The organism is Pseudomonas sp. Pseusp49 (assembly GCF_059491875.1).
In genome coordinates this window covers 5752985-5778449 of sequence record NZ_CP168514.1, presented here as the reverse complement: position 1 = coordinate 5778449, position 25465 = coordinate 5752985, and the positions used below count along the sequence as shown (strand labels likewise).

Sequence of the window (25465 nt, the reverse complement as noted above, 5' to 3'; positions counted from 1 at the left end):
ACGCATCATTGCAGGTGTTCATGCAAGCGGCGGGCAGCTTCCTGACCGCTCAGCCAGGCGCCTTCGACGCGTCCGGACAGGCACCAGTCGCCACAGGCGTACAGCCCCAGGTCGGCATCGGCCAGGGTGCCCCATTCGTGATTGCTGGCGGGGCGGGCGTAGAGCCAGCGGTGGGCGAGGCTGAAGCTCGGCGCTGGCATGGAGTCGTGCAGCAGTTCGGCAAACGCGCCGTGCAACTGCTCGATCACCGCTTCCTTGGGCAGGTCGATGTGTTGCCGGCTCCAGGCACTCGTGGCGTGCAGCACCCAGGTATCGAGGGTGTTGTCGCGCCCGGGCTTGCTGCGGTTGCGGGCCAGCCAGTCGAGTGGGCTGTCCTGTACGAAGCAGCCTTCCATGGGCGTTTCCAGGGGCGTTTCGAAGGCGAGGGCGATGGCCCAGGTCGGGTCCATTTTCACCCCGGCGGCGGCCCCTGCGAGTTTCGGCGCCGATGCCAGCAAAGCCGTGGCCTGGGGCGCCGGCGTGGCGATGACGACGTGGCTGAACGGTCCATGGGTGAAGCCCTCGGCGTCCTGCAGATGCCAGTGCTCTTCCCCGCGATAGACCTCGGTGATCCGGCAGGCGAAATGCACTTCAAGATCACCGAGCAGGGCGCGGGTGATGGCACTCATGCGGGGTGTGCCGACCCAGCGGGTCTGCTCGTCCGGCGACAGATTGAGCTGACCGCCATGGTAGGTGTACAGCTGCGGCGTCCACTCGGCGACCCAGCCTCTGGCCTGCCAGCGCTGGACTTCCGTGACAAAGCGGCGGTCGCGGGCGGTGAAATACTGCGCGCCCATGTCCAGAGCACCCGCATCGCTGCGCTTGCTCGACATGCGCCCGCCACTCCCGCGGCTTTTATCGAAAAGTTGAACCACATACCCGAGGTCCGTAAGGGCCTGGGCGGCGGAGAGTCCGGCAATGCCGGTGCCAATGATTGCGATAGGTACAGTCATAGGGGCCTCGTTTACCTTTCTGTACAGACTACGCCGGGGTTCAAACCTGTACAATATTGTTTTTTGGTATAACTTTTAGCGTTCTCGTTCTGACAGCTTGGCCTATTGTTAACCATAGAGCCTGCTCGATACCAAAGATCCCTGCTTATAAAAATAGACTAGTGGACAGGGTAAAACGCCACGCGAGGAAGAAGTCATGCACATATTGCTGACCGGCGGTACTGGTTTGATAGGACGTCAGCTCTGCCGGCACTGGTCGGGACAGGGCCATCGCCTGACAGTCTGGAGTCGCAAGCCTGAAAAAGTCGCGAAAACATGTGGTGCCCAGGTGCGTGGAATTGCCCGGTTGGAGGATCTGGGGCAGGAGCCGGTAGATGCTATCGTCAATCTGGCCGGTGCGCCGATTGCCGACCGGCCCTGGACGCACAAGCGTAAAGCCTTGTTGTGGAGTAGCCGGATCACACTGACTGAAACCCTGCTGGCGTGGCTGGAAAGTCGCGAGCAGAAACCCCGGGTGTTGATTTCCGGTTCGGCCGTCGGCTGGTATGGCGACGGTGGCGAGCGCGAACTGACCGAGGACTCGGGGCCGGTCAGCGAAGACTTCGCCAGCCAGTTATGCATCGCCTGGGAAGAAACCGCGCAACGGGCTGAAGCGCTGGGCATTCGCGTCATCCTCATTCGAACCGGGTTGGTGCTGTCGGCCGAGGGCGGCTTTTTGTCGCGGCTGTTACTGCCCTTCAAGCTGGGGCTGGGAGGGCCGATCGGCAACGGCCGGCAATGGATGCCATGGATTCATATCGACGATCAAATCGCTCTGATTGATTTTCTTCTGCATCGTAACGAGGCCAGCGGTCCCTATAATGCGTGCGCACCCAAACCGGTGCGCAACCGCGAGTTTGCCAAGACGTTGGGCAGCGTGCTGCATCGCCCGGCATTCATGCCGATGCCGGCCTTCGCCTTGAAGGTCGGGCTGGGCGAGTTGTCCTTGCTGTTGCTGGGCGGCCAACGGGCCACGCCGGTTCGCTTGTTACAGGCGGGTTTCACTTTTCAGTTCACGGATTTGCGTGCGGCACTGGATGATCTGTCCGCTCGCCTTTGAAATAGGATGTTGCATGACCGATCACGCGTTGCTTCTGGTCAACCTGGGTTCACCTGCCTCCACCTCGGTGGCGGATGTGCGCAGCTACCTCAATCAATTTCTGATGGACCCGTACGTGATCGACCTGCCATGGCCGGTGCGGCGCCTGCTGGTGTCGCTGATCTTGATCAAGCGTCCCGAGCAGTCGGCCCATGCCTATGCCTCGATCTGGTGGGACGAGGGCTCGCCGCTGGTGGTGCTCAGCCGTCGCCTGCAACAGGCCATGACTGCCCAGTGGCAACACGGCCCGGTCGAGCTGGCGATGCGCTACGGTGAGCCGTCGATCGAGTCGACGCTGGTGCGCATGGCTGCGGCGGGGCACAAGCGAATAACCCTGGCGCCGCTTTATCCACAGTTCGCCGACAGCACCACCACCACGGTGATTGCAGAAGCCAAGCGTGTGCTGCGCGAAAAAGGACTCGATCTGCAATTGTCGATTCTTCAGCCGTTTTATGACCAACCGGAATACATCGACGCATTGGTCGCCAGCGCGAGGCCACATTTGCAGCAGGATTACGATCACTTGCTGCTGAGCTTTCACGGATTGCCGGAGCGGCACCTGACCAAGCTCGATCCGACGGGGAAGCATTGCTTCAAGAATGAGGATTGCTGCAAGAACGCGTCGCCAGCGGTATTGGCCACCTGCTATCGCGCGCAATGCCTGCGGACAGCATCGGAGTTTGCCAAGCGCATGGGTTTGCCGGACGGCAAGTGGTCGGTGTCATTCCAGTCGCGCCTGGGACGCGCCAAATGGATCGAACCCTACACCGAGGCGCGCCTCGATGAGTTGGCCAAAAGCGGCGTGAAAAAGATTCTGGTGATGTGCCCGGCGTTCGTTGCCGATTGCATCGAGACCCTGGAAGAGATTGGTGATCGCGGCAAGGAGCAATTCCGCGCGGCGGGGGGGGAGGATTTGGTGCTGGTGCCGTGCCTCAACGACGACCCGCATTGGGCGCGGGCGTTGAGTGCGTTGTGCGAGCGCGCGCCGTTGGCGCTTTAAAAGCTTCGTCGGAACGCCGCCCGGAGCAAGCCCGCTCCCACAGGGAAATGCATTCCAAAATTGTGGGAGCGGGCTTGCTCGCGAAGAGGCTCTTACAGTCAGCGAAAAATCCGAACCTGCTTAGATCAGCGGCTCATTCGCCTTCTTGTGCTTCCAGCTGTCATTGCCCGGCAGGATCAGGTTCAAGCCAATCGCCACCACCGCGCACAGCGCGATGCCTTTGAGGCCGAAGTCGTCCGGCCCGGTGCCGGTGCCGATCAGCACGCCGCCGATCCCGAACACCAGGGTCACCGAGACAATCACCAGGTTGCGCGCCTCGCCCAGATCGATCTTGTGGCGGATCAGTGTGTTCATCCCCACCGCCGCAATCGAACCGAACAACAGGCACAGAATTCCGCCCATCACCGGCACCGGAATGCTTTGCAGCAGTGCGCCGAACTTGCCGATGAACGCCAGGCTGATGGCGAAGATCGCCGCCCAGGTCATGATTTTCGGGTTGTAGTTCTTGGTCAGCATGACCGCGCCGGTCACTTCGGCGTAGGTGGTGTTGGGCGGGCCGCCAAACAGACCGGCCGCCGTGGTGGCAATGCCGTCGCCGAGCAGGGTGCGGTGCAGGCCGGGCTTCTTCAGGTAATCGCGACCGGTCACGCTACCCACGGCAATCACGCCGCCGATGTGTTCGATGGCCGGGGCCAAAGCTACCGGAACGATGAACAGGATCGCCTGCCAGTTGAATTCCGGCGCCGTGAAGTGAGGAATGGCGAACCAGGGGGCCGCAGCGATCTTCGCGGTATCGACCACGCCGAAGTAGAACGACATGCCGAAACCGACCAGTACGCCGGAAATGATCGGCACCAGGCGGAAGATGCCCTTGCCGAAAACCGCAACGATCAGCGTGGTCAGCAGCGCAGGCATCGAGATCATCATCGCCGTCTGGTAATGAATCAATTCACTGCCGTCACCGGCCTTGCCCATGGCCATGTTGGCGGCAATCGGTGCCATCGCCAGGCCAATCGAAATGATCACCGGCCCGATCACCACCGGCGGCAGCAGGCGGTCGATGAAACCGGTGCCTTTGATTTTCACCGCGAGGCCGAGGAAGGTATAGACGAAACCTGCCGCCATCACGCCGCCCATGGTCGCGGCCAGGCCGAACTGGCCCTTGGCGAGAATGATCGGGGTAATGAAGGCAAAGCTCGATGCCAGGAACACCGGCACCTGACGCCCGGTGACGATCTGGAACAGGATCGTCCCCAGGCCGGCCGTGAACAGCGCCACGTTCGGGTCGAGACCGGTGATCAGCGGCATCAATACCAGGGCGCCGAAGGCCACGAACAGCATCTGTGCACCCGACAGGGCCGTGCGCCAGAGCGGATCGTTGAACTCTTGCTGCATGGTCACGCGTCCTTCTGCTTGGTGCCGAAGATCTTGTCACCGGCATCGCCCAGCCCCGGGATGATGTAGCCATGTTCGTTCAGTTTTTGATCAATGGACGCGGTATAGATGATCACGTCCGGGTGAGCCTTCTCGACCACGGCAATACCTTCTGGCGCAGCGACCAGCACCATGGCGCGGATGTCCTTGCAGCCGGCTTTTTTCAGCAGGTCGATGGTTGCAACCATCGAGCCGCCGGTGGCGAGCATCGGGTCGATGATCATGGCCAGGCGTTCGTCGATTTCCGGCACCAGCTTCTCGAGGTAGGTGTGGGCCTCGAGGGTTTCCTCGTTGCGGGCCACGCCCACGGCGCTGACTTTGGCGCCCGGGATCAGGCTGAGCACGCCTTCGAGCATGCCGATGCCGGCACGCAGGATCGGCACCACGGTAATTTTCTTGCCGGCGATTTTCTCGACCGACACAGTGCCGCACCAGCCATCGATATCGTAGGATTCCAGCGGCAGGTCTTTGGTGGCTTCATAGGTCAACAGGGCGCCGACTTCCTGAGCGAGCTCACGGAAATTCTTGGTGCTGATGTCTGCGCGGCGCATAAGGCCAAGTTTATGACGGATCAGCGGGTGGCGGATCTCATGGATGGGCATGGGGAAAGGCTCCGGCGGCGGGCAAAAAAACCGGCCTAGATTAATCTATCCGAGGGTGTTGTCCTATAGACATACAGTACGTTAGTCCACAAACGCTTGATCTGGCCTCGCTTGATGCGTACCTTTGCCCGCTTTTCCCGAATCCGCCATCCCCTGGAGAGCACCATGTCCGCTGATCTCGAGCATATCCGTCAAATCATGCGAGAGGCTGACTGCCTGTACACCGAAGCTGAAGTCGAGGCGGCTATCGCCCGCGTCGGTGCACAAATCAACGATCAACTGGCGGATTCCAACCCGGTGGTGTTCTGCGTGATGAACGGCGGGCTGATTTTCTCCGGCAAGCTGCTGACCTATCTGCACTTCCCGCTGGAAGCGTCCTACCTGCACGCTACCCGCTATCGCAACGAAACCAGCGGCGGCGACCTGTTCTGGAAGGCCAAGCCGGAAGTTTCCTTCATCGACCGTGATGTCTTGATCATCGACGACATCCTCGACGAAGGGCACACCCTGGGTGCGATCATCGACTTCTGCAAACACGCTGGCGCACGTAAAGTGCACACCGCCGTGCTGATCGATAAAGACCACGACCGCAAGGCCCGTCCGGACCTCAAGGCCGATTTCGTCGGTCTGCCGTGCGTCGACCGCTACATCTTCGGTTACGGTATGGACTACAAAGGCTACTGGCGTAACGCCAACGGGATTTTCGCCGTTAAAGGAATGTAAGACATGGATACGCCGCGTTTTCTCGATCAGACCTTGTTCGCCGAGCTGGCCGGGAAAGCCGCGGCCAATCCTCGCGGGCGCCAGCATCACAATTTCCATCAGATGGAAGACGCTTGCCATCGCATGGCGGTGGGGCTGCAGCCATCCACGTATATCCCGCCTCACCGGCACTTGGGCGACAACAAGGCCGAAACCTTGCTGGTCCTCAAAGGCCGCCTCGGCGTGTTGATTTTCGACGAAGCCGGCGCTGTGCTGAGCAAGACAGTTCTGCAGGCCGGTGGCGACTGTGTGGGCGTGGATCTGCCAACTGGCGTATTCCACGGCTTGGTGGTGCTGGAAGCCGATAGCCTGATGTTCGAATGCAAGGCCGGTCCTTACCGTCCGGTCGGCGAGGGTGAGCTGGCGCATTGGGCGCCGCGCGAAGGCGAGCCTGGTGTTGCCGAGTATCAGGCCTGGATGCACGCGCAGTTCGATTAGGATCAAAAGATCGCAGCCTGCGGCAGCTCCTACAGGGGCTGCGATCTTTTGCTTTTACACCCGTGGTAAAGTGCCCGGCCCCGCCCTCCGGAGCCCGTCATGAGTGTTTTGATCCGCTGTTGCGCCGCTCTGGCGCTGACCCTCAGCCTGCCCTTGGCCGCCGCCCCGGCGCCCATGCACAGTCAATTCCTGCCGCCGGACGATCTCACTTTACGCGCTGCTGATCCCGAGCAGCAGCAACTGATGCAGGTCACTGATTATTCGGTGGTGGTCGGCGCTCAGCGTCAATCCACTCAACAGCCGATTCCGGTCACTTCGCCGTTGCTGATTCGTCTCAAGGGCAAATCCCTGAACAAGGGCGCTAACATCAGTCAGGTGCTGGTCAACTTCGATGGTGAAAGCAAGAGCCTGAAGAAGCCGGTTTACGATGAGTCGAGCAAGACCCTGACCCTTTATTACCCGCTGGCGCAATACCGGGTGGTGATCGACTTGCTGCGCAATGAGACTGTGTATTGCCAGTTTCTCAGCTACGCCAACGGCCATGTCTGGGCCGATCTGCATACCGGCAGCACTCGTGCGCGTTGAGCCCTGTGCCTGCGCGGGGGTAAACTGCCCGCCCCGTGAAATGTCTGCGAGCTGGAGTCGGCAATGCGTAAAGATAAAAAACAAGTGATTGGTGACGAGATCGGCGATGAGCAGATCAAGTTGTTCCTCGATTTCGAACCGGTCGACGCGACTTCTCCGTCCCTGCACAAACTGGTCAAGGCCTACCGTGGCCTGCGCATCGACGATTTCGAGCGTTTCCTGACGTTCTTCGTCGAAGCCGGTTACGACGTGAATGGCAAGGATGAGCACGGCAATGACTTTGTTGCCCTGATCAAGGATCAGCGCAACGCGCCGGACTACATCGAGCTGATCGAGAAGGTTCGCGGCTGACTCTCACCTGTAGGAGCCGGCTTGCCGGCGATGGCGTCCCTGTGAACGCGATCGCCGGCAAGCCGGCTCCTACAAAAGGCATAAAAAAACGCCCCGCTCTCAATGAGAACGGGGCGTTTTTCATGGGGGCCGAATCAAGCGTAGCTTTCGGTCTCGCTGCTGGCTTCAACCAGTTCCAGGGCAACGTTGTTCTGCGTGTTGATCTTGCGATACAGCGCAGCGTCGGTTTCCAGAACCTTCTCCCGGGCCGGGAAGATTTCTGCCAGTTTGCCAGCCCATTCGCCCTTGGCTTTGCCCGGGAAGCATTTCTCGATCAGTTCCAGCATGATCGAAACGGTCACCGAAGCACCTGGCGAAGCGCCGAGCAGTGCCGCCAGGGAACCGTCCTTGGCCGCGACCAGTTCGGTACCGAATTGCAGGATGCCGCCTTTTTTCGGGTCTTTCTTGATGATCTGCACCCGTTGGCCGGCCACTTCCAGGCGCCAGTCTTCGGCTTTCGCTTCAGGGTAGAAGCGACGCAGGGAATCCAGGCGCTGCTCCATCGACTGCATCACTTCGCTGACCAGGTACTTGGTCAGGTCCATGTTGTTTTTCGCCACGGCGAGCATCGGGCCGATGTTGCCGGCGCGAACCGACAGCGGCAGGTCCATGAAGGAGCCGTGCTTGAGGAACTTGGTGGTGAAACCGGCGTACGGTCCGAACAGCAGGGACTTCTTGCCATCGACCACGCGGGTGTCCAGGTGCGGCACGGACATTGGCGGTGAGCCTACGGCGGCCTGGCTGTAGACCTTGGCCTGGTGGTGCTTGACCACTTCCGGGTTGTCACAGCGCAGCCACTGGCCGCTGATCGGGAAGCCGCCGAAGCCTTTGCTCTCTTCGATGCCCGAGGCTTGCAGCAGCGGCAGTGCCGCGCCACCAGCGCCGAGGAAGACGAATTTGGCGTCGACTTCACGGGTGTTGCCGCTGTTGACGTCCTTGATGCTGACGGTCCAGCCGCCGTTGCTGCGCTTGAGGCCGGTCACGCGCTTGCAGTACTTGACCTGGGCATCGGGTGCGCTGGTCAGGTGCTTGAGCAACTGGTTGGTCAAAGCGCCGAAGTTGACGTCGGTACCATTGATCACGCGGGTGGCGGCAAGGGTTTCGCCGGGGTCGCGCCCAGGCATCATCAATGGCATCCACTCTGCCATTGTCGCCTTGTCTTCGGTGTATTCCATGTCGGCGAAGGCGTGGTGCTTGCTCAGCACCTTGAAGCGTTCCTTGAGGAAGGACACGCCGCTGTCGCCCTGCACGAAACTCAGGTGTGGCACCGGGCTGATAAACGATTTGCACGAGCCGAACGTGCCTTTTTTGGTCAGGTACGACCAGAACTGCTTCGACACCTCGAACTGGGTGTTGATGTGCACGGCTTTCTTGATGTCGACGGCGCCATCGGCTGCCTGCGGCGTGTAGTTGAGCTCACACAGCCCGGCGTGACCGGTACCGGCGTTGTTCCACGGGTTGGAACTCTCCGCGGCACCGGAATCCATCAGCTCGACGACTTCCAGCTTGATCGCGGGGTCGAGCTCTTTGAGCAGGACTGCAAGGGTGGCACTCATGATGCCGGCCCCAACCAGTACTACGTCGACTGCTTCGTTATGCGCCATTTAACGCGTCTCCAAAATCTGCAGCACCAAATTGTCGGCATGGCTGCCAGGTGTTCCGGGGCGTGTCAGTGTGGCCCCAAGGTATCCATGGCAGTATCGCCATGTCCGAATCTTCGCAATTTATCGCAACTTCGACGGACGCTACCTGCCGGGTCTAATAGGAGCCCTATGGACTCATTTCAACGTGCGACTGGCAATTCGACTTATGGTCGATACATCCGTTTGTGCAACCAAATCCGTAGCGGACAGGCTTCAGGCTCCGGTGTTCGAGGAATACTCGGTCCTGTGTCGTTGGGCTGTTGTAGACGCTAATGGTGCATGTTCAGACGCAAAACTATTCATTTGCTCGCCACACTCTTGTGAAGTTGTGAAAACCCGTTTTTTTCACGCTCTTTTGAAGACGTGAACCTCAAAAAGGGCTGTCCCAGCCTGGCACCGTGCCCGGGTGGATTGCCGCCATGGGATACAGGGCAGGCAAAAACGGGCAAACAGCTCAGTGACCGAGCGTAATGACAGCTCTGCAGATTCGCGAAAAGTGGAGGTTTTGCTCAACAAAACAGCAAGCGCGCCAGCTTCACTCGATCTGTGTGGGCGGCTCTCTGTGGGCGGAGCGGGGTGTCAACACAAGCGCATTGACGATGCTGCGAGGCCCGATCAGGAGACGTCCTTATAATCGGGGGGAGATTGTATCTAAGAAACGCAGGGAAATGGTCGTGTTTTATGACTTTTATTAGGTGTTTGGTCAGGTCGTCAGCAGTTGCTGTGCACGCGAGCGTGGCTGGTGCGGTTGCGAAACGACGCGAGCGCCGGCCGGCAGCGGCTGATTCAACCAGTTCAGGCGGATTTCCTCGATTTCAACCCAGCCATCTCCCATGGGCTGCAAGCTGCACTGCTTGAAGGCCTGGCAGTGGCCGTTGCGGTCGAGCAGGGCGAAGCAACGGTGCAACGGGCGTGGCGCGAACAGAGAGATCAGATGGCGCATGGTGAAGTACCGTGTGGGTGATTGCCGGGAAGATTGCCTGTAGGCCATTACATGCAAGTGTAGGAGTGGTGACATCTGTGTGACATGAACTGCAATCCCCAGGGTTTGTCAGAGATTTCATCAAACACTGTGAGGTGCTGGTTCCCCGCAGTGGCGCACCGCTATACTGCCGGCCTGTTTGTGCCTGATTCTGGAGAGAAGAGCATGTTGCAACGCCTGTTGTTCGGTTTGATCACTGTGACCAGTTTGACCCTGGTTGGATGCGCCCACAGCCCGCAACAACTGAGCCCGGAACCCAAGCTGACCGCGCAGTTGGCCCCGGTCGGCCATGGCCAGCCCGTCGTCGTGCGTGTCGTGGACGGTCGCCCGTCGCCGACGCTGGGCACCCGTGGTGGCCTGTACCCGGAAACCAGCGCGATCACCGTGCAGGGCGCGCAGATCCTGCCGAAGCTGCAGGCCCAGGCTGAAGCCGCCGTGCGTCTGTTGGGCTTTACCCCGACGAACAACGCCATGAATGCGCCGCAACTGACCGTGACCCTGGCGGAACTGAAGTACCAGTCGCCCAAGGAAGGCATGTACGTGACCGAAGCCACCATCGGCGCGACGTTCCGCTCGGATGTGCAGAACGCCAACCGTCGCTACAGCGGCCGTTATGGTTCGTCCCTAGACCAGCGCTTCGGCATGGCGCCGAACCAGGAAACCAACACCAAGCTGGTCAGCGATGTGTTGAGCGATGCGTTGACCCGCCTGTTCAAGGACCCGACCGTGGGGCAGATTCTGGGCGAGTAATGCGAGCCCCGTAGGAGCTGCCGAAGGCTGCGATCTTTTGATCTTGATCTTGATCTTCGGCGGTTCAACCCTCAAAAAACAAATCAAAAGATCGCAGCCTGCGGCAGCTCCTACAGGACGGTTTCGTCAGAAGGATGTCGTCAGGAATACGGTGTCGTCAGAAGGGCTTCATCAAGCAGCCTGCGAGTAAAAATCCAGCACACTCACGCCCGTCAGCAAGTCCGCCTCCGGCAAATCCGCATGTTGATGCCCACCCAAGGCGCAATACACCAGCCAATGGCGATCCTGAACGTTGAAGGCGAGGCTGCCGACGAGGGTTTGTTGTTCTTCGCTGGGGGTGATGAGGTAGAGACGATCCTGGTTTTCGGCGTGGAGCATGACGTGATCCGTGTCGGTTTCGGGATGCGCATGTTCGCCGATACAGATGACGAAGCCGTGACTCAGGACAGTCATTGATCAAAAGCTTCGTTATTTGTCGGAAACAGAGGGCAGGGGCGCAGGCTTTCGGTAGAATCCGCGCCGCGGTCGCCCGTCCGGCACCTGCTACCTGATTGACCTGAGGTTCGTAATGTCGCTGCACTTGATGACGCTGTTTACCGCCCATCCCGCCAAACTGATCAATCTGCTGGCCTTGCTCTTCGCCTTCCCGGGCGGCTGGTTGCTGCACGCCACCCGTCGCCGCGAACTGCGTGCGATGGCCAGTTTGCAGGCGCAGCGCCAGAGCAGCCCGAACGTAGAGCCCACGCTGGATTGGGCGACCCTGCGCATGAACCGGTTTTTCTATATCTTCGGTTTTGCCTGCATGGGGATGGCGTTGCTGGTGTCGTGGATCAGCACTCAGGTCTGAATCTTTTCAAAGCAAAAGATCGCAGGCTTCGCCAGCTCCTACAGGTGTACATCAATCCCGTGTAGGAGCTGGCGAAGGCTGCGATCTTTTGATCTTGACCGCTTACAGCGGCAATCCAGCCTTCACCCGGTACTGATTGCGCACCGGCGTCGCATATTGCAGCACCAGGTATGGACGATGCTCTGGCGGGCAAGCGTCCAGGCGGCGTTGCCATTCTTCCTGGGCCTTGGCCAGTTCTTCGGCCGGGAACACCTCGGCGGCCTTCGGCACCTGCAACTGCGGATCAGCGTCTTTCCACTGCGCGTAAGCCAGGTAGTGCACCGGGAACAAGCGATAGCCGCTGAGGATTTGCTTGTCCATCTCGACTGCCAATTGCTTGGTGTCTTCGAACAGTTCGGTGATCGGCGCGGCAAAGTTCACATGCACCCGGCCCTTGTAGCCAGTGATGCCCTTGGCGATGCTCACGTCATCCTCGCCCGGCACCTTGGTGTAGCTGCCGGTGGTGGCGCGGATGTAAAGCTCGCGGGCCTTGGCCTGATCGCAGGGGTCGTATTCGTAGCTGATCGACACCGGGGTCAGGTTCAGCGACTGAATGACTTCGCCGAACGGCTCGTCCTTGCGGCTCATGTGGAACATCTTGAGGATCGCCGATTCGGTACGGTCGTCACCGTCCTTGGCGCGGCCCTCGGCCTGGGCGATCCAGATCGAGGCGCAATCGTTGCGGATCGAATGGTTGATATACGCCGACAGCAATTGATAGGCCGCCATTTTCTCCCGGCGACCGCTGATCGAGCGGTGCACGATGAAGCTCTTGTTCAGGCGCATCAGGTCGCTGACGAAAGGCTTTTGCAGCAGGTTGTCGCCAATGGCGATGCGCGGGGTCGGCAGGCCGGCGTGGTACACGGCGTAGTTGACGAAGGCCGGGTCCATCACGATATCGCGGTGGTTGGCGATAAACAGGTAGGCGCTGCCGGACTTGAATTGCTCCACCCCGGTATAAGTGACACCGTCGGTGGCGCGCTCGATGGTGTGGTCGACGTAAACCTCGACTTTGTCCTGTAACGTGGCCACGCAGGTCACGCCGGCAAACTCACGGCGCAGCCGATGGGCTATAAGAGGTTTGAGCGCCCAGCCTAAAGCGCCGGCAAAACGCGGGAAGCGGAAGTGGGTGAGGATATCTAGAAACGCCTTGTCGCCGAGCAGCCGGTCCAGCACCGCTGGGACTTCGCTGTCGTCGTAAGGTCGGATGGCATCGAATTCGCCCATCATGCTCTCTTGTTAGAAACGGCTAGGGTAAGTAAAGGTTTTGTTCGAAAACCGGCGGGGCACGGTCTGAAAAAGTAGCCAGACAAAAATAGCCCTGCAAATAGACCGGCGATTATACGCACAAGTCACCTGGGAGGCCGCGATGCTGGAAAACGCAGTGTATGAATGTCCGTATTGTGGTGAGGAGGTAGAGACTACTCTGGATTTGTCCGGTGGCGATCAGACCTACATCGAGGACTGTCAGGTGTGCTGCCGGCCGATAACCTTCGTGTTGCAGGTTCATGAGGATGAATGGCATCTCGAAGTGTTCAGTGAAAACGAATGAGGGGCGTGTATGCAGCGCATCTACGATCCGGAAAACCTGATGGAAGGCGAGTTGCTGCAAGGCATGCTCGCCAGCGAGGGTATCGAGGCGCATCTGGTGGGCCGTGATTTGCTCGGGGGCAGTGGCGAGTTGCCGATCTATGGCCTGCTCGGGCTGTCGGTCGAGAACGACCAGGCCGAATACGCCCGCGAGCTGATCACCGCGTACAATGCAGCGCTGCCGCTGTCCGGCGATGAACCGGACAGCTTTCCCGGCACGCTGGTCTGTTAGGCTGGCGTTCGTTTGATCAAGAGCCGTGTTGCCCCATGTGTGGACGTTATGCCCTGTTTCGCTGGAACCCTGCCTTCGCGGCCCTGCCCGGTTTTCCCGCCGACCAGAAGGCGCAGTGGAACATTTCCCCGAATGATTCGGTGTTGATGCTGCGGGCCGAGCCTGACGGTCAGCGCTCGCTTGCCCGCGCCCGCTGGGGCCTGACGCCACCCTGGCTGACCGATCTGTCCCGCACCCCGGCCCACGCCCGCGCCGAAACCGTTGCCGAGCAGCCAATGTTTCGCCAGGCCTTGCGCGAGCGCCGCTGCCTGTTGCCGGCCAATGGTTTCTACGAGTGGCGCGGCACGACGCGCAAGCGCCCGTACTGGCTGACACCGGGGGAGGGTTCGTCATTGTTTTTTGCGGCGATCTGGGAGGCGTATCCGGTACAGGAGCAGGTGTGGCTGAGTATCGCCGTGATTACCCAGCCGGCGGCGAGCCAGCGACGGCCGTTGATTCTGGATGAGGCGGGGCAGGCCGCGTGGCTCGATCCCGAGACGCCGTTGCATGCTTTGCAAGCCTTGCTGGCCAGTGAACCTGCCGCGTTGCGCGAACGGGTGCTGGCCAATATGGTGAATGATCCGAAGCTCAATGGGCCGGAGTGTTTGACGCCGGGTTGAGTTTTTTTGGTGGCAGTGCTGGCCCCTTCGCGAGCAAGCCCGCTCCCACACTGGATCTGTGGCGTACACAAATCCCCTGTGGGAGCGGGCTTGCTCGCGAAGAGGGCCTGAAGGTCAAACCCTGAACTGATTGATCAACCGCCGCTGCTGTTCCGCCAGCTTGGTCAAATCCGCACTGGCCGCACTCGACTCATCCGCACCGCCGGCCACTTCATTGGCCACCTGCCCAATGTTGATCACGTTACGGTTGATGTCGTCCGCCACCGCACTTTGTTCCTCGGCCGCGCTGGCGATCTGGGTGTTCATGTCGTTGATCACCGACACCGCCTGAGTGATGGTCTCCAGTGCTTCGGCAGCCTTCGATGCGTGCAGTACGCTTTCGTCCGTGCGGTTCTGGCTGTCTTCCATGACTCGCACCACATCCCGCGTGCCTTGCTGCAGTTGCTGGATCATGGCCTGGATTTCTTCGGTGGCCTTTTGCGTCTTCTGCGCCAGGTTGCGCACCTCGTCGGCCACCACGGCAAAACCCCGGCCCTGTTCACCGGCGCGGGCCGCTTCGATGGCTGCGTTCAGGGCCAGCAGGTTGGTCTGCTCGGCGATCCCGCGAATGGCGGTGAGGATGGCGTTGATGTTTTCGCTGTCCTTGGCCAGGGTCTGCACCACGCCGACGGCCCGACCGATCTCCACGGCGAGGGCGCCAATCGAGTTCGAGGTGTCGCGCACGATCTGCATGCCTTGGCTGGCAGCCTGATCGGCATGGCTGGCGGCCTGTGCGGCCTGGGTCGCGTTGCGTGCCACGTCCTGGGCGGTGGCGGTCATTTCCTGCACGGCGGTGGCCACCTGATCGATCTCGGCCATTTGCTTGTGTACGCCGGTGTTGGTGCGGATGGCGATGTCGGCGGTGTGTTCCGATGAATCGCTGACGCTCTGCACCGATGTCACCACCTGGGTGATCATCGCCTGCAACTTGGCCAGGAAGGTGTTGAAGCCTTTGGCGATCGAACCCAGCTCATCGGCGCGATCGCTGGTCAGGCGCCGGGTCAGGTCGCCTTCGCCTTGGGCGATATCGTCGAGCATGGCCACCATCTGCTTGAGCGGACGGGCGATGCCGTGGCCCACCAGCCAGATCACCAGCAAACCGATACCGGCAATCACCAGGCCGACCATCGCCATGCCGAAGGTGTCGGATTTACGCTGCGCATCCAGGTCTGCCTGGAGTTTTAGCAGGTCGGCCATGACCGCGTTCAGCGGCAATTGCAGCATCAGGGTCCAGCGGGCGTCGGTCTGGCCGATGCCGAACGGCAGGTACAACTCGATCCGGCCCTGGGCTTTGTCGACGGTGTAGGTGACTTCGCCGCGCTTGAGATTGGCCATGTTGGCAATCTGTTTGCTGTCGAGGATATCGCTGACTTTTTCGCCGAACTTGCTCGGATCCTTGGTGTAGGCAACGATGCGGCCATTGCCGCCGATCAGGGCCATTTCCCCGGCGCCGCTGTAGAGTTTCTGGTTGGCGCCCAGGAGCATTTCCTGAATGAAGTTCACCGACAGGTCGGCGCCAACGATGCCCTGGAAAGCACCATTGAGCATGATCGGTTCAATAAAGGAGGCGAGCATGACGATTTTGTCGCCCACCTTGTAAGGGGCCGGATCGATCACGCAGGATTTTCTGGTTTCTTTCGAGCACAGGTAGTACTCGCTGGCGCGCACGCCGGTGGACAGGGTTTTCTGGTCGTCAACGTCCACCAGTTTGTCCAGGCCCAGAGTGCCGTCGTCGTTGCGGAACCACCAGGGCAGGAAGCGCCCGTTGCTGGCGTCGATACCGACCACCTGGGTGCCGACGTAGGCCGCATCGTTGTGGTCCAGTGCGTCTTTTTCCCAACCGATGTAGGTGCCGAGGATCTTCGGGTTCTTGACCACGTTTTCCTTGATCAGGCCGATCAGTTGCTCACGGCTGAGGCTCAGGGCGGGCTGGCCATCGGCACCGGGTGTGCCGATCAGGGCATTGACCCGCACCAGTCCGCCGGCGATCAGCAGCGGTGCTTCGAGTTCACGCTGGATCTGGCTGACCTGGGTCTGCGCCAGGGACGTCAGGCGTTGTTCGATGACTTGCTCGAACTGGGCCTGGGTCCGTTCCTGGACCATGTCCTGCGTCCGGGCACCGGAAAACAGCGCGTACACCACCAGCGCTGCCACGACACTAAGGACAATGGCGCCGGCAAGGGCCGCCACGGAAAACTGGATCGACTTGAATTTCATGGAGGCTCCGCACGCGAAAGGACGTCTGCCCAGGTGTATCGGCAAGGTGTCGGGCGGGCATGAGCGCGGGTCGTTGAAATGGCTGTTTTTGCGTGGCGGATGTCGCAAATGAATCAATGCGCGGCGTGACGGGCTGCGGCTCGCCCCGGAATGTGAATTTTTTCCTGCATCGATGAGAGCTTTGCCTGAATTGCGCGTCTTATGTCTATTGTCTCTGGCGTCGATACCATTCCACGCCTAGGATACCCGGCATGTTTTCAGGGAGTTTTTCGATGAACAAGACATTGGCTCTATGTGCGCTGAGCGCCAGTCTGCTGCTCGCTGGCTGCCAGTCGGTCAATACCACCAGTGGTGGCGCTGTCGGCGTTGAGCGCAAGCAGTACATGTTCAGCATGTTGTCCTCGCAAGAGGTCGACCAGATGTACGCCCAGTCCTATACACAGACTGTGAATGAGGCGAGCAGCAAAGGCGTGCTGGACAAGACCAGCAGCGATGCCAAGCGTGTTCGGGTCATTGCTGACCGGCTGATTGCCCAGGCGCCGAACTTTCGTCCGGATGCGGCCCAATGGAAATGGGAAGTGAACCTGATCAAGAGCGACGAGCTCAATGCCAACTGTGGTCCTGGCGGCAAGATCTTTGTCTACACCGGGCTGATCGACAGTCTTCAACTCACTGACGATGAACTCGCCGCGGTCATGGGCCATGAAATCGCCCACGCCCTGCGTGAGCACGGTCGTGAGGCGATGTCCAAGGCATATGGTATTGAAATGGCCAAGCAGGGCGCCGGTGCATTGCTCGGGTTGGGCCAGGACAGCCTGGCCCTGGCGGATGCGGTAGCCAACTACGGCATGACCTTGCCCAACAGCCGTGCCAATGAAAACGAGGCGGACCTGATCGGCCTGGAGCTGGCTGCCCGCGCCGGGTACAACCCGAACGCAGCGATCACCCTGTGGAACAAGATGAGCAAGGCCAGTGAAGGTGCTCCACCGGAGTTCCTCAGCACGCACCCGTCTTCGAGCAGTCGGACTGCGGCGTTGCAGGCGGCGATTCCGAAGGTTATGCCGTTGTACGAGCAGGCCAAGAAGTCCTGATAGTCATGCGGTAAGGCTGTTGGCCTCTTCGCGAGCAAGCCCGCTCCCACACTGGATATCGGTCGTACACAAAATTTGTGTTCACCGAAGATCAATTGTGGGAGCGGGCTTGCTCGCGAAGAACGATAACGCGGTCTAACGACCTATCGGGTCAAACCCACCCGCTGCTCTGCATCGCCTTGTACACCGCGACAATCGCCAGGATGAAGAACGCCGACGCCGCCAGTCGACGGATCAGAGTCAATGGCAGCTTGTCTGCGGCAAAGTTACCCGCCAGAACCACCGGTACGTTGGCAATCAGCATGCCGGCGGTGGTGCCGATGATCACCAGCCACAACTCCGGATATTGCGCAGCCAGCATCACGGTTGCGATCTGGGTCTTGTCGCCGATTTCCGCCAGGAAGAACGCGATCAGTGTGGTCAGGAACGGACCGAACTTGCGGGCGGTGCTGGCCTCGTCATCATCCATCTTGTCCGGCACCAGGGTCCACAGGGCGGTCGCGGCGAAGCTCGCGGCGAGGATCCAGTGCAGCATCGTATCCGAGAAGAAGCTGCCGACCCAGGCACCGACTGCACCGGCGGCCGCGTGGTTGGCCAGGGTCGCGGCAACGATACCGGCGATGATCGGCCAGGGCTTGCGGAAGCGAGCGGCGAGAATGAGCGCGAGCAGTTGCGTCTTGTCGCCGATTTCGGCCAAGGCAACGATTGCGGTGGGAACGAGTAGTGAATCCAGCATCAGGGGTTTTCCTAAGGGGCGGGTCGACACGGCTATGACACGTACAGCCTTCCCGCCCCGGGTAAGGTGTGCGTGTCATAGGTCTTGTCAAACCCTGCGATCCATCTGGTGTGGATGCTTGGGTCGCATGCGCCATGGTCTGAGGACCAAGTATGTTGACGCATGCCGGACGAGCGTGGCGCTCGTGGGAGACTACTCCCCTAGGACGGAGCGGATTCTGCCTTCGCAAAACCCATTCGGCAAGCCCTCTTTTTCAAAAAGGTTTCAGCCGCGTTTTGCCCGGTAAATTCGAAAGCCCTGTCCTTCGGCCTTGATCGCGCACACGCCAAGGTGCTCTTCAATCAACGGTTGATACTTCAGGAAGCTGTTCGCTACCAAGCGAAGTTCTCCGCCGTTTTTCAGATGTTTGGCTGCTTTTCGCAGCAAGTTCTCCGTTGCGAAATAGTCGGTGTGCACGCCGACATGGAACGGAGGATTGCTCAGGATCGCACTCAAACCCATCGGCGCTGCGTCGATTCCGTCACCGGTAATCACCTCGGCTTCCAGACCATTGGCAGCCAGGGTCAGGCGACTGCTGGCAGCGGCAAAGGCGTCCACATCCAGCATCGTGACCTGGTTGTGCGGGTAACGACGTTTCACCGCAGCGCCCAGAACCCCGGCGCCGCAACCGAAATCAAGCAAGTGTCCGCTGGGCAGTTTGTCCAGATGCTCCAGCAGCAGCGCGCTGCCACGATCGAGGCGACCATGGCTGAATACCCCCGGCAGGCTGATGACCTTCAGCGGGCCTTCGGCAAGGGGCAGTTCGTAGGTCTGCGCCAGGCTTTCCAGCGGCTTGGCTTCAGGTGCGTTGGCCACGGTCACCTGCCAGAGCTGGCAGTGGCGCGCGCTGTCGAGTTTGCGTGGCTTGCCGAACGGGTTGAGTTGTTTGGCGGCGCCTTCGATGCCGCTTTTTTTCTCGCCGACCAGATACAGTTCGCGGCCGGCCAGCCGCGAGGCAAGGGCGTTGAGGATGTAGTCGGTCAGGTCCTTGGCCTTGGGCAGAAACACCACGGCGCTATCGAACCCGCGCTCCGGTGCGTTCACGCCAAAGTGGCTGCGCTCGGGGAAGCGGGCGTCCAGCGCGGCCTGATCGCCGGCATGCCAGCACCAGCCATGGGCATCGGGCAGGCGGCCCAGCAGGTCGTCGGCGGGCAAACCGGCCAACAGCACCGAACCCTGGAATAACTCGGCCTGGCGAAGCAGTACTTCACTGCGCGGATCCATAACTGCTCCCGTGAAAAAAAGTGCCGCAGTTTATCAACTGACGACCCGCAGCGCCTTACCGCTGAAGTATCCCAATGCATTTTCGGTCACTTGGCCAACGATTCGCTGGCGCGCTTCGCGGCTGCCCCAGGCGTTGTGCGGGGTGACGATCAGGCGCGGGATATCTTGGGCCAGCAGAGGATTGCCGTTGACGGGAGGCTCGACGCTCAGCACGTCAGTGGCTGCGCCTCCCAGATGACCGTTGCGCAAGGCATCGGCCAGCGCCTGTTCGTCGATCAGTCCGCCGCGGGCGGTGTTGACCAGGAACGCTTCGGGTTTCATCGAGGCCAGTTCGCGGGCACCGATGAAGTGACGGGTGTGTTCGTTGAGCGGGCAGTGCAGGGTCAGGGCATCGACTTGCGGCAGCAGTTCATCGAGTGGCAGGCGGTCCGGACGGGCAGGGCGTCCGGGAATCTGCCCCAGCAGCACGCGCATGCCGAAGGCTTCAGCCAGCCGTGCGACCGCGCCGCCCAGTTCGCCGTGACCCAGCAGGCCAAGGGTTTTGCCTTCGAGTTCGACAATCGGGTAGTCGAGCAAGCAGAACTGTTTGGCCTGTTGCCAGCGGCCTGCACCGACGGCCTTCTGATAGTCGGCCAGGCGCGTGGCCAGGTTGAGCAGCAGCATGATCGTGTGCTGCGCCACCGACGGCGTGCCGTAACCCTGGCAGTTGCACACGGTGATCCCGTGGGCGCGGGCGGCAGCGAGGTCGACGTTGTTGGTGCCGGTGGCGGTGATCAGGATCAGCTTGAGGTCAGGGCTGGCGGCCATGGCGGCGGCGTCGATCAGGATCTTGTTGCTGATGGCGACGGTGGCGCCCTTGAGGTGTTCGATGACTTGATCGGGCAAGGTCTGGGGGAACAGCTGCAATTCGCTGAAACAACTGCGCAGCGGGCTGAGGTCAAGGTCGCCGAGGTCCAGGGACGGGTGGTCGAGGAAAACGGCGCGGCGAGTGTTCGTCATCAACTGTACCTTTTGTGCATTGAACTGAAGGCGTAATCTGCCGAGCCTACCAGATGAAATAACTGTGGCGAGGGGGCTTGTCGGATCGCCGCACCGCCCCGTTGGGGCGCGAAGCGGCCCCGGTTTTGCGACTGCTGCGCAGTCGAACGGGAGCGAGCCCCCTCGCCACAGGTGTGATGGATGTCTCGGACTTTTTATTGATTGGACTACCCCTAAAGGAGCCCCACATGTACTGGACAGAGTTCTTGACCGTTGCCCTGATTCACTTGCTGGCCGTGGCCAGCCCCGGCCCGGACTTTGCCGTGGTGGTACGTGAAAGCGTTACCCACGGTCGCCGCGCGGGCACCTGGACCGCGCTGGGTGTGGGGACGGCGATTTTCCTGCATGTGGGTTATTCATTGTTGGGTATCGGCCTGATCGTGTCCCAGTCGATCGTGCTGTTCAATGCCTTGAAATGGGCCGCCGCCGCTTACCTGCTGTACATCGGTTACAAGGCGCTGCGCGCGCAACCGGCCAAGCCTGTGGCGGACGATCTGCACAAGGAAGCGGGGGAGCGCACGGCCCGTGGCGCCTTCACCTCGGGTTTCGTCACCAACGGTCTCAACCCGAAAGCCACGCTGTTCTTCCTCTCGTTGTTCACCGTGGTAATCAACCCGCACACGCCGCTGGCCGTGCAGGCCGGTTACGGGGTTTACCTGGCAGCCGCCACAGCGACCTGGTTTTGCCTGGTGGCGATGTTGTTCAGCCAGCAGCGCGTACGCGCCGGTTTCGCGCGCATGGGGCACTGGTTCGACCGGACCATGGGTGCGGTGCTGATTGCGATTGGCGTGAAGCTCGCTTTTACCGAGATGCATTAATCAAAGGTGATTCCCTGTAGGAGCTGCCGCAGGCTGCGATCTTTTGATCTTTGACAATTCTGGAGTTGCCGAAGACAAGATCAAAAGATCGCAGCGTGCGGCAGCTCCTACAGTGCGTAATAAATGACCGTAGATGGCGTAGTGCCAGTATTTGCGGGGCTCTGCAAATCATTCCTTTGGCTGATTTGGCTGACGATCAGGGGCACTACAGTGTGTACTTTCAGTCACGTCCGTGCAGTCAGAAAAAGGGATTCTTATGTTGCAGACTCGCGTTATCCCCCCGGCCGAAGGCGCTTACCAATACCCGCTGCTGATCAAGCGGCTGCTGATGTCCGGTGCCCGTTATGAGAAAACCCGCGAGATCATCTACCGCGACAAGTTGCGCTACAGCTACCCGACCCTGATCGAACGGGTGGCCCGCCTGGCCAACGTGCTGACAGCGGCCGGGGTCAAGCCCGGGGATGCCGTGGGTGTGATGGACTGGGACAGCCATCGTTACCTGGAATGCATGTTCGCCATCCCGATGATCGGCGCGGTGATCCACACCATCAACGTGCGCCTGTCGCCGGAACAGATCCTCTACACCATGAACCACGCCGAGGACCGCTTTGTGTTGGTCAACAGCGAGTTCGTCGGCCTCTACAAGGCCATCGAAGGGCATCTGACCACGGTCGATAAAACCCTGTTGCTGACTGACCTGCCGGAAAAAAACGCGGACCTGCCGAACCTTGTCGGCGAATACGAACAACTGCTGGCCGCGGCGAGCCCGCAGTACGATTTCCAGGATTTCGACGAAAACTCGGTCGCGACCACGTTCTATACCACCGGTACCACCGGCAATCCCAAGGGCGTGTACTTCACCCATCGGCAACTGGTGCTGCACACCATGGGCGTGTCGACCATCATGGGCGCGATCGACAGCGTGCGCCTGCTGGGTACCAGCGACGTGTACATGCCGATCACCCCGATGTTCCACGTCCACGCCTGGGGCCTGCCGTATGTGGCGACCATGCTCGGACTCAAGCAGGTGTACCCCGGTCGTTATGACCCGGAGTACCTGGTGGAGTTGTGGCGCAAGGAGAAGGTCACGTTCTCCCATTGCGTACCGACCATTTTGCAGATGGTCCTCAATGCCAAGGCCGCGCAGAACGTCGACTTCGGCGGCTGGAAAATCGTCATCGGCGGCAGCGCCCTGAACCGCACGCTTTACGAAGCGGCCAAGGCCAAGGGCATTCAGTTGACCGCCGCCTACGGTATGTCGGAAACCGGGCCGCTGGTCTCGTGCGCGCACTTGAACGATGAGTTGATGGCCGGCACCGAAGATGAGCGCACCACCTACCGGATCAAGGCCGGCGTGCCTGGGCCGCTGGTGGAGGCGGCGATCGTCGATACCGAGGGCAACTTCCTGCCCGCCGACGGCGAGACCCAGGGCGAACTGGTGCTGCGTGCACCCTGGCTGACCGAGGGTTATTTCAACGAGCCGCAGAAGGGCGCCGAACTCTGGGCCGGAGGCTGGCTGCACACCGGCGACGTGGCGACCCTGGACAGCATGGGGGTGATCGACATTCGTGACCGCATCAAGGACGTGATCAAGACCGGTGGCGAGTGGATCTCCTCCCTGGACCTGGAAGACCTGATCAGTCGTCATGTGGCGGTACGTGAAGTAGCAGTGGTGGGGATCCCTGATCCGCAGTGGGGAGAGCGGCCGTTTGCCCTGCTCGTACTGCGTGAAGGTCATGTCATCGGGGCGCGGGAACTCAAGGAGCACCTCAAGCCTTTTGTGGAGTTGGGGCACCTGAGCAAGTGGGCGATTCCGAGTCAGATCGCCCTTGTTACTGAAATTCCCAAGACCAGCGTCGGCAAACTCGACAAGAAGCGCATTCGTGTCGACATCAGCGAATGGCAGGCCACCAACAGCACCTTCCTCTCGACGCTTTAAGCACCTCCCGGCGTGCCCGAAAGGGCACGCCAGCCCCACCAAGCAAGCGCTTGGCTTGTCAAATCGAAATTTTCAGCCATCCTTGCCGTGCCGACGGGTGTCGGCCTGGCGAAAGGACTGTTCCAGAGTGGCTGGCAACTGCAAATCACACTTTAGAGGGATCAAGCACTACTACCTGCTGGCTATAGTCCGCTCAAGGATTTTTAGAAACGGAGCACACGCACAAACTGAGGCGATGCAACTTTGGAATGACTTTGGGATGCCATGGCTCCCGGTTATCCACAGCGTTTTTAGAAGTGCTCAATGCCATAAAAATAAAATGCACATGGAGTAGCGTCGATGACATCAGTAAACCAGTTCTGGCGCCGGGCGAAGCTGCCCCTGGCTGTCAGTCTTGCCTCTACGCTCGCCGGGCCAGCATTCGGCGTCAGTTTCAACGTCGGTGAAATCGAAGGTCAGTTCGACTCATCCCTGTCGATTGGTGCCAGTTGGTCTACCGAGCAGCCGAACAAGAACCTCATCGGTGTCAACAACGGCGGCAAGGGTCTGTCCCAGACTTCTGATGACGGTCACCTGAACTTCAAGAGCGGGGAAACCTTCTCGAAGATCTTCAAGGGCATCCATGACCTTGAACTCAAGTACGGCGATACCGGTGTTTTCGTCCGTGGCAAATACTGGTACGACTTTGAACTGAAGGACGAAAGCCGTCCGTTCAAGGACATCAGCGACGATGGCCGCAAGGAAGGCGCCAAGTCCGCCGGCGGCCAGATCCTCGACGCCTTCGTCTACCACAACTACTCCATTGCCGAGCAACCAGGCTCCGTGCGCCTGGGCAAGCAGGTGGTGAGCTGGGGTGAAAGTACCTTCATCGGTGGTGGCATCAACTCGATCAACCCGATCGACGTGTCCGCGTTCCGTCGTCCGGGTGCCGAGATCAAGGAAGGCCTGATCCCGGTCAACATGTTCTATGTGTCCCAGAGCCTGACCGAAAACCTCTCGGCCGAAGCGTTCTATCAAATCGAATGGGACCAGACCGTCGTCGATAACTGCGGCACGTTCTTCTCCCAGCCGGACATCGTTGCCGACGGCTGTAACGATAACCTGCGCGTGCTGGCCAAGCGCTCGCAGATTCCGGCCATTGCCCTGGGGCCTTTGGCCGCCAACGGCGTCGACGTCAACAATGAGGGTGTTCTGGTACGTCGAGGCGGCGATCGAGATGCCCGAGACAGCGGCCAGTGGGGCGCGTCCTTCAAGTACATGTTCGATCCGCTGGACACCGAGTTCGGCGCCTACTTCATGAACTACCACAGCCGTGCGCCAATCTTCAGTGCCACCGGTGCGCCGCAGTCGGTCTACAACACAGCGGCGGGACTCCCGGGGCCGTTCGCCGCGCTGGCGCCATTGCTGGTGGCGGGTAATTCGCAGTACTTCATCGAATACCCGGAGGACATTCGCCTGTATGGCTTGAGCTTCTCCACCACCCTGCCTACCGGTACCGCGTGGAGCGGTGAGATCAGCTACCGTCCGAACGCTCCGGTGCAGCTCAACTCCACCGACATCCTGTTCGCCGGTGTACGTCCTTTGGGCAACAACAACCCGAACAACCCGTTGACCAACGCATCGCTGCTGACCGGCGTGCCGGGTCAGGACCTGCACGGGTATCGTCGCAAGGAAATCACCCAGTTCCAGACCACCCTGACGCACTTCTTCGATCAGGTCATGGGCGCCAGCCGTCTGACCCTGGTGGGTGAAGTGGGCGTGACCCACGTCGGCGGCCTGGAAAGCACTTCCGATGTTCGTTATGGCCGCGATCCGGTCTACGGCCCGGGTGAGTTGCCTGCCTCTGGCGCGCTCGATACCTGCGTGGCGCTCAACACCAGCACCATCAACGGTGCCGGTCCGGGTACGCCGACCAACAACCGCAGCCGCAACTGCACCGACGAAGGCTTCACCACTGCGACTTCGTGGGGCTACCGCGGTCGTGCCATCTGGGAATACAACGACGTGTTTGCCGGTGTGAACCTCAAGCCGAACGTTGCCTGGTCCCATGACGTGAGCGGTTACTCCCCTGGCCCTGGCGGCAACTTCGAGGAAGGCCGCAAGGCGGTGAGCCTGGGTGTCGACGCCGAGTACCAGAACACCTACACCGCAAGCCTGGCCTACACCAACTTCTTCGACGGCAAGTACACCACCGTGGATGATCGCGACTTCGTTGCGCTCAGTGTCGGCGTGAACTTCTAA

Annotated in this window: 26 protein-coding genes, 1 pseudogene and 1 riboswitch; of the genes and pseudogenes, 15 read left to right on the top strand and 12 right to left on the bottom strand. The window is 60.4% G+C overall.

Annotation, left to right across the window (positions count from 1 at the left end):
- Nucleotides 1-5: 5 nt before the first annotated feature.
- Complete coding sequence (locus ACEN83_RS25670; protein ID WP_116581207.1) at nucleotides 6-992, bottom strand: NAD(P)/FAD-dependent oxidoreductase; 987 nt, start codon at nucleotides 990-992, stop codon at nucleotides 6-8.
- Nucleotides 993-1188: 196 nt separating this feature from the next.
- Here ACEN83_RS25670 and ACEN83_RS25665 point away from each other — a divergent pair, with 196 nt between their 5' ends.
- Nucleotides 1189-2091: a TIGR01777 family oxidoreductase gene (locus ACEN83_RS25665; RefSeq protein ID WP_102701904.1), complete on the top strand. Its 903-nt coding sequence runs from the start codon at nucleotides 1189-1191 to the stop codon at nucleotides 2089-2091.
- A 13-nt stretch (nucleotides 2092-2104) separates the two neighbouring features.
- Nucleotides 2105-3130 (top strand): ferrochelatase, encoded by a 1026-nt coding sequence (gene hemH / locus ACEN83_RS25660; RefSeq protein ID WP_495578763.1) that lies wholly within the window; start codon nucleotides 2105-2107, stop codon nucleotides 3128-3130.
- A 120-nt stretch (nucleotides 3131-3250) separates the two neighbouring features.
- Here the strand turns inward: hemH and ACEN83_RS25655 are convergent, their stop codons facing one another.
- Both ACEN83_RS25655 and upp read right to left on the bottom strand, forming a co-directional pair.
- Nucleotides 3251-4525 carry a uracil-xanthine permease family protein gene (locus ACEN83_RS25655; RefSeq protein ID WP_495578762.1) on the bottom strand — a complete coding sequence of 425 codons (1275 nt, stop codon included), beginning with the start codon at nucleotides 4523-4525 and terminating at the stop codon, nucleotides 3251-3253.
- Between the two features lie 2 nt (nucleotides 4526-4527).
- A complete protein-coding gene (upp, locus tag ACEN83_RS25650; protein ID WP_007973856.1) occupies nucleotides 4528-5166 on the bottom strand; it encodes a uracil phosphoribosyltransferase in 639 nt (212 codons plus the stop codon).
- A gap of 165 nt (nucleotides 5167-5331) precedes the next feature.
- Between upp and ACEN83_RS25645 the strand changes: the two genes are divergently transcribed.
- The 4 genes from ACEN83_RS25645 to ACEN83_RS25630 all read left to right on the top strand — a co-directional run bounded on the left by ACEN83_RS25645 (nucleotide 5332) and on the right by ACEN83_RS25630 (nucleotide 7302).
- Nucleotides 5332-5889, top strand: coding sequence for a hypoxanthine-guanine phosphoribosyltransferase (locus ACEN83_RS25645; RefSeq protein WP_007973854.1), 558 nt, complete (start codon nucleotides 5332-5334; stop codon nucleotides 5887-5889).
- Between the two features lie 3 nt (nucleotides 5890-5892).
- Nucleotides 5893-6366, top strand: a complete 474-nt coding sequence (locus tag ACEN83_RS25640; protein ID WP_104449391.1) for a WbuC family cupin fold metalloprotein — start codon at nucleotides 5893-5895, stop codon at nucleotides 6364-6366.
- A 99-nt stretch (nucleotides 6367-6465) separates the two neighbouring features.
- A complete protein-coding gene (locus ACEN83_RS25635) occupies nucleotides 6466-6951 on the top strand; it encodes a hypothetical protein (protein ID WP_495578761.1) in 486 nt (161 codons plus the stop codon).
- A gap of 63 nt (nucleotides 6952-7014) precedes the next feature.
- Nucleotides 7015-7302 carry a PA4642 family protein gene (locus tag ACEN83_RS25630; RefSeq protein ID WP_007973850.1) on the top strand — a complete coding sequence of 96 codons (288 nt, stop codon included), beginning with the start codon at nucleotides 7015-7017 and terminating at the stop codon, nucleotides 7300-7302.
- Between the two features lie 134 nt (nucleotides 7303-7436).
- Here the strand turns inward: ACEN83_RS25630 and mqo are convergent, their stop codons facing one another.
- Nucleotides 7437-8945, bottom strand: coding sequence for a malate dehydrogenase (quinone) (mqo, locus tag ACEN83_RS25625; RefSeq protein WP_495578760.1), 1509 nt, complete (start codon nucleotides 8943-8945; stop codon nucleotides 7437-7439).
- A gap of 742 nt (nucleotides 8946-9687) precedes the next feature.
- The gene (locus ACEN83_RS25620; RefSeq protein ID WP_104449387.1) at nucleotides 9688-9927 is read right to left on the bottom strand and encodes a hypothetical protein; all 240 of its coding nucleotides are present in this window, start codon (nucleotides 9925-9927) and stop codon (nucleotides 9688-9690) included.
- Nucleotides 9928-10131: 204 nt separating this feature from the next.
- On the opposite strand from ACEN83_RS25620, the gene ACEN83_RS25615 reads away from it, so the two are divergent.
- Nucleotides 10132-10716, top strand: coding sequence for a YajG family lipoprotein (locus tag ACEN83_RS25615; protein ID WP_007973847.1), 585 nt, complete (start codon nucleotides 10132-10134; stop codon nucleotides 10714-10716).
- Between the two features lie 171 nt (nucleotides 10717-10887).
- Here ACEN83_RS25615 and ACEN83_RS25610 read toward each other — a convergent pair whose 3' ends face one another.
- Nucleotides 10888-11094: a hypothetical protein gene (locus ACEN83_RS25610; RefSeq protein WP_116581246.1), complete on the bottom strand. Its 207-nt coding sequence runs from the start codon at nucleotides 11092-11094 to the stop codon at nucleotides 10888-10890.
- Between the two features lie 190 nt (nucleotides 11095-11284).
- On the opposite strand from ACEN83_RS25610, the gene ACEN83_RS25605 reads away from it, so the two are divergent.
- On the top strand, nucleotides 11285-11563 hold the full coding sequence (locus ACEN83_RS25605; RefSeq protein WP_007979321.1) for a hypothetical protein: 279 nt from the start codon (nucleotides 11285-11287) through the stop codon (nucleotides 11561-11563).
- A 102-nt stretch (nucleotides 11564-11665) separates the two neighbouring features.
- Here ACEN83_RS25605 and ACEN83_RS25600 read toward each other — a convergent pair whose 3' ends face one another.
- The gene (locus ACEN83_RS25600) at nucleotides 11666-12829 is read right to left on the bottom strand and encodes a 1-acyl-sn-glycerol-3-phosphate acyltransferase (RefSeq protein WP_173900855.1); all 1164 of its coding nucleotides are present in this window, start codon (nucleotides 12827-12829) and stop codon (nucleotides 11666-11668) included.
- Between the two features lie 142 nt (nucleotides 12830-12971).
- Between ACEN83_RS25600 and ACEN83_RS25595 the strand changes: the two genes are divergently transcribed.
- Genes ACEN83_RS25595 through ACEN83_RS25585 form a run of 3 tightly spaced genes read left to right on the top strand, consistent with a single transcriptional unit; the run spans nucleotide 12972 to nucleotide 14083 of the window.
- Nucleotides 12972-13154: a CPXCG motif-containing cysteine-rich protein gene (locus ACEN83_RS25595; RefSeq protein ID WP_101161926.1), complete on the top strand. Its 183-nt coding sequence runs from the start codon at nucleotides 12972-12974 to the stop codon at nucleotides 13152-13154.
- A 9-nt stretch (nucleotides 13155-13163) separates the two neighbouring features.
- Nucleotides 13164-13424 (top strand): putative signal transducing protein, encoded by a 261-nt coding sequence (locus tag ACEN83_RS25590; RefSeq protein ID WP_007979315.1) that lies wholly within the window; start codon nucleotides 13164-13166, stop codon nucleotides 13422-13424.
- Between the two features lie 35 nt (nucleotides 13425-13459).
- Nucleotides 13460-14083, top strand: a complete 624-nt coding sequence (locus ACEN83_RS25585) for an SOS response-associated peptidase (protein ID WP_495578759.1) — start codon at nucleotides 13460-13462, stop codon at nucleotides 14081-14083.
- 114 nt (nucleotides 14084-14197) lie between these two features.
- On the opposite strand, the gene ACEN83_RS25580 is transcribed toward ACEN83_RS25585, so the two are convergent.
- Nucleotides 14198-14941, bottom strand: a complete 744-nt coding sequence (locus tag ACEN83_RS25580; protein WP_371317821.1) for a methyl-accepting chemotaxis protein — start codon at nucleotides 14939-14941, stop codon at nucleotides 14198-14200.
- Between the two features lie 111 nt (nucleotides 14942-15052).
- Nucleotides 15053-15250 (bottom strand): annotated as a pseudogene (locus ACEN83_RS25575) (HAMP domain-containing protein); the annotation flags it as partial.
- Nucleotides 15251-16611: 1361 nt separating this feature from the next.
- Here ACEN83_RS25575 and ACEN83_RS25570 point away from each other — a divergent pair.
- Nucleotides 16612-17430 carry a M48 family metallopeptidase gene (locus tag ACEN83_RS25570; protein ID WP_116581201.1) on the top strand — a complete coding sequence of 273 codons (819 nt, stop codon included), beginning with the start codon at nucleotides 16612-16614 and terminating at the stop codon, nucleotides 17428-17430.
- 151 nt (nucleotides 17431-17581) lie between these two features.
- Here ACEN83_RS25570 and ACEN83_RS25565 read toward each other — a convergent pair whose 3' ends face one another.
- From ACEN83_RS25565 to ACEN83_RS25555, 3 genes are all read right to left on the bottom strand, one after another.
- Nucleotides 17582-18166 carry a TMEM165/GDT1 family protein gene (locus ACEN83_RS25565; RefSeq protein WP_007972537.1) on the bottom strand — a complete coding sequence of 195 codons (585 nt, stop codon included), beginning with the start codon at nucleotides 18164-18166 and terminating at the stop codon, nucleotides 17582-17584.
- A gap of 89 nt (nucleotides 18167-18255) precedes the next feature.
- A riboswitch (yybP-ykoY riboswitch) is annotated at nucleotides 18256-18380 on the bottom strand.
- Nucleotides 18381-18430: 50 nt separating this feature from the next.
- Entirely contained in the window at nucleotides 18431-19429 is a 999-nt protein-coding gene (locus ACEN83_RS25560; protein ID WP_495578758.1) for a methyltransferase, read from the bottom strand.
- Between the two features lie 33 nt (nucleotides 19430-19462).
- Nucleotides 19463-20428, bottom strand: coding sequence for a 2-hydroxyacid dehydrogenase (locus ACEN83_RS25555; protein WP_495578757.1), 966 nt, complete (start codon nucleotides 20426-20428; stop codon nucleotides 19463-19465).
- Between the two features lie 227 nt (nucleotides 20429-20655).
- Here ACEN83_RS25555 and ACEN83_RS25550 point away from each other — a divergent pair, with 227 nt between their 5' ends.
- The 3 genes from ACEN83_RS25550 (at nucleotide 20656) to ACEN83_RS25540 (ending at nucleotide 25465) form a co-directional block, all read left to right on the top strand.
- Nucleotides 20656-21285: a LysE family translocator gene (locus tag ACEN83_RS25550; protein ID WP_007972540.1), complete on the top strand. Its 630-nt coding sequence runs from the start codon at nucleotides 20656-20658 to the stop codon at nucleotides 21283-21285.
- A gap of 256 nt (nucleotides 21286-21541) precedes the next feature.
- A complete protein-coding gene (locus ACEN83_RS25545; RefSeq protein WP_495578756.1) occupies nucleotides 21542-23224 on the top strand; it encodes a fatty acid--CoA ligase in 1683 nt (560 codons plus the stop codon).
- A 339-nt stretch (nucleotides 23225-23563) separates the two neighbouring features.
- Nucleotides 23564-25465 (top strand): DUF1302 domain-containing protein, encoded by a 1902-nt coding sequence (locus tag ACEN83_RS25540; protein WP_495578755.1) that lies wholly within the window; start codon nucleotides 23564-23566, stop codon nucleotides 25463-25465.

Excerpts from the sequence above, each read along its gene's own strand:
- ACEN83_RS25585 (WP_495578759.1), top strand. The coding sequence starts at position 13,460 with ATGTGTGGACGTTATGCCCTGTTTCGCTGGAACCCTGCCTTCGCGGCC.
- ACEN83_RS25640 (WP_104449391.1), top strand. The coding sequence starts at position 5,893 with ATGGATACGCCGCGTTTTCTCGATCAGACCTTGTTCGCCGAGCTGGCC.
- ACEN83_RS25645 (WP_007973854.1), top strand. The coding sequence starts at position 5,332 with ATGTCCGCTGATCTCGAGCATATCCGTCAAATCATGCGAGAGGCTGAC.
- ACEN83_RS25580 (WP_371317821.1), bottom strand. The coding sequence starts at position 14,941 with ATGGCCGAGATCGATCAGGTGGCCACCGCCGTGCAGGAAATGACCGCC.
- ACEN83_RS25600 (WP_173900855.1), bottom strand. The coding sequence starts at position 12,829 with ATGGGCGAATTCGATGCCATCCGACCTTACGACGACAGCGAAGTCCCA.
- ACEN83_RS25590 (WP_007979315.1), top strand. The coding sequence starts at position 13,164 with ATGCAGCGCATCTACGATCCGGAAAACCTGATGGAAGGCGAGTTGCTG.
- ACEN83_RS25665 (WP_102701904.1), top strand. The coding sequence starts at position 1,189 with ATGCACATATTGCTGACCGGCGGTACTGGTTTGATAGGACGTCAGCTC.
- ACEN83_RS25595 (WP_101161926.1), top strand. The coding sequence starts at position 12,972 with ATGCTGGAAAACGCAGTGTATGAATGTCCGTATTGTGGTGAGGAGGTA.
- ACEN83_RS25605 (WP_007979321.1), top strand. The coding sequence starts at position 11,285 with ATGTCGCTGCACTTGATGACGCTGTTTACCGCCCATCCCGCCAAACTG.
- ACEN83_RS25570 (WP_116581201.1), top strand. The coding sequence starts at position 16,612 with ATGAACAAGACATTGGCTCTATGTGCGCTGAGCGCCAGTCTGCTGCTC.
- ACEN83_RS25540 (WP_495578755.1), top strand. The coding sequence starts at position 23,564 with ATGACATCAGTAAACCAGTTCTGGCGCCGGGCGAAGCTGCCCCTGGCT.
- ACEN83_RS25545 (WP_495578756.1), top strand. The coding sequence starts at position 21,542 with ATGTTGCAGACTCGCGTTATCCCCCCGGCCGAAGGCGCTTACCAATAC.
- upp (WP_007973856.1), bottom strand. The coding sequence starts at position 5,166 with ATGCCCATCCATGAGATCCGCCACCCGCTGATCCGTCATAAACTTGGC.
- ACEN83_RS25615 (WP_007973847.1), top strand. The coding sequence starts at position 10,132 with ATGTTGCAACGCCTGTTGTTCGGTTTGATCACTGTGACCAGTTTGACC.
- mqo (WP_495578760.1), bottom strand. The coding sequence starts at position 8,945 with ATGGCGCATAACGAAGCAGTCGACGTAGTACTGGTTGGGGCCGGCATC.
- ACEN83_RS25655 (WP_495578762.1), bottom strand. The coding sequence starts at position 4,525 with ATGCAGCAAGAGTTCAACGATCCGCTCTGGCGCACGGCCCTGTCGGGT.
- ACEN83_RS25620 (WP_104449387.1), bottom strand. The coding sequence starts at position 9,927 with ATGCGCCATCTGATCTCTCTGTTCGCGCCACGCCCGTTGCACCGTTGC.
- hemH (WP_495578763.1), top strand. The coding sequence starts at position 2,105 with ATGACCGATCACGCGTTGCTTCTGGTCAACCTGGGTTCACCTGCCTCC.
- ACEN83_RS25610 (WP_116581246.1), bottom strand. The coding sequence starts at position 11,094 with ATGCTCCACGCCGAAAACCAGGATCGTCTCTACCTCATCACCCCCAGC.
- ACEN83_RS25550 (WP_007972540.1), top strand. The coding sequence starts at position 20,656 with ATGTACTGGACAGAGTTCTTGACCGTTGCCCTGATTCACTTGCTGGCC.
- ACEN83_RS25555 (WP_495578757.1), bottom strand. The coding sequence starts at position 20,428 with ATGACGAACACTCGCCGCGCCGTTTTCCTCGACCACCCGTCCCTGGAC.
- ACEN83_RS25565 (WP_007972537.1), bottom strand. The coding sequence starts at position 18,166 with ATGCTGGATTCACTACTCGTTCCCACCGCAATCGTTGCCTTGGCCGAA.
- ACEN83_RS25670 (WP_116581207.1), bottom strand. The coding sequence starts at position 992 with ATGACTGTACCTATCGCAATCATTGGCACCGGCATTGCCGGACTCTCC.
- ACEN83_RS25630 (WP_007973850.1), top strand. The coding sequence starts at position 7,015 with ATGCGTAAAGATAAAAAACAAGTGATTGGTGACGAGATCGGCGATGAG.
- ACEN83_RS25560 (WP_495578758.1), bottom strand. The coding sequence starts at position 19,429 with ATGGATCCGCGCAGTGAAGTACTGCTTCGCCAGGCCGAGTTATTCCAG.
- ACEN83_RS25635 (WP_495578761.1), top strand. The coding sequence starts at position 6,466 with ATGAGTGTTTTGATCCGCTGTTGCGCCGCTCTGGCGCTGACCCTCAGC.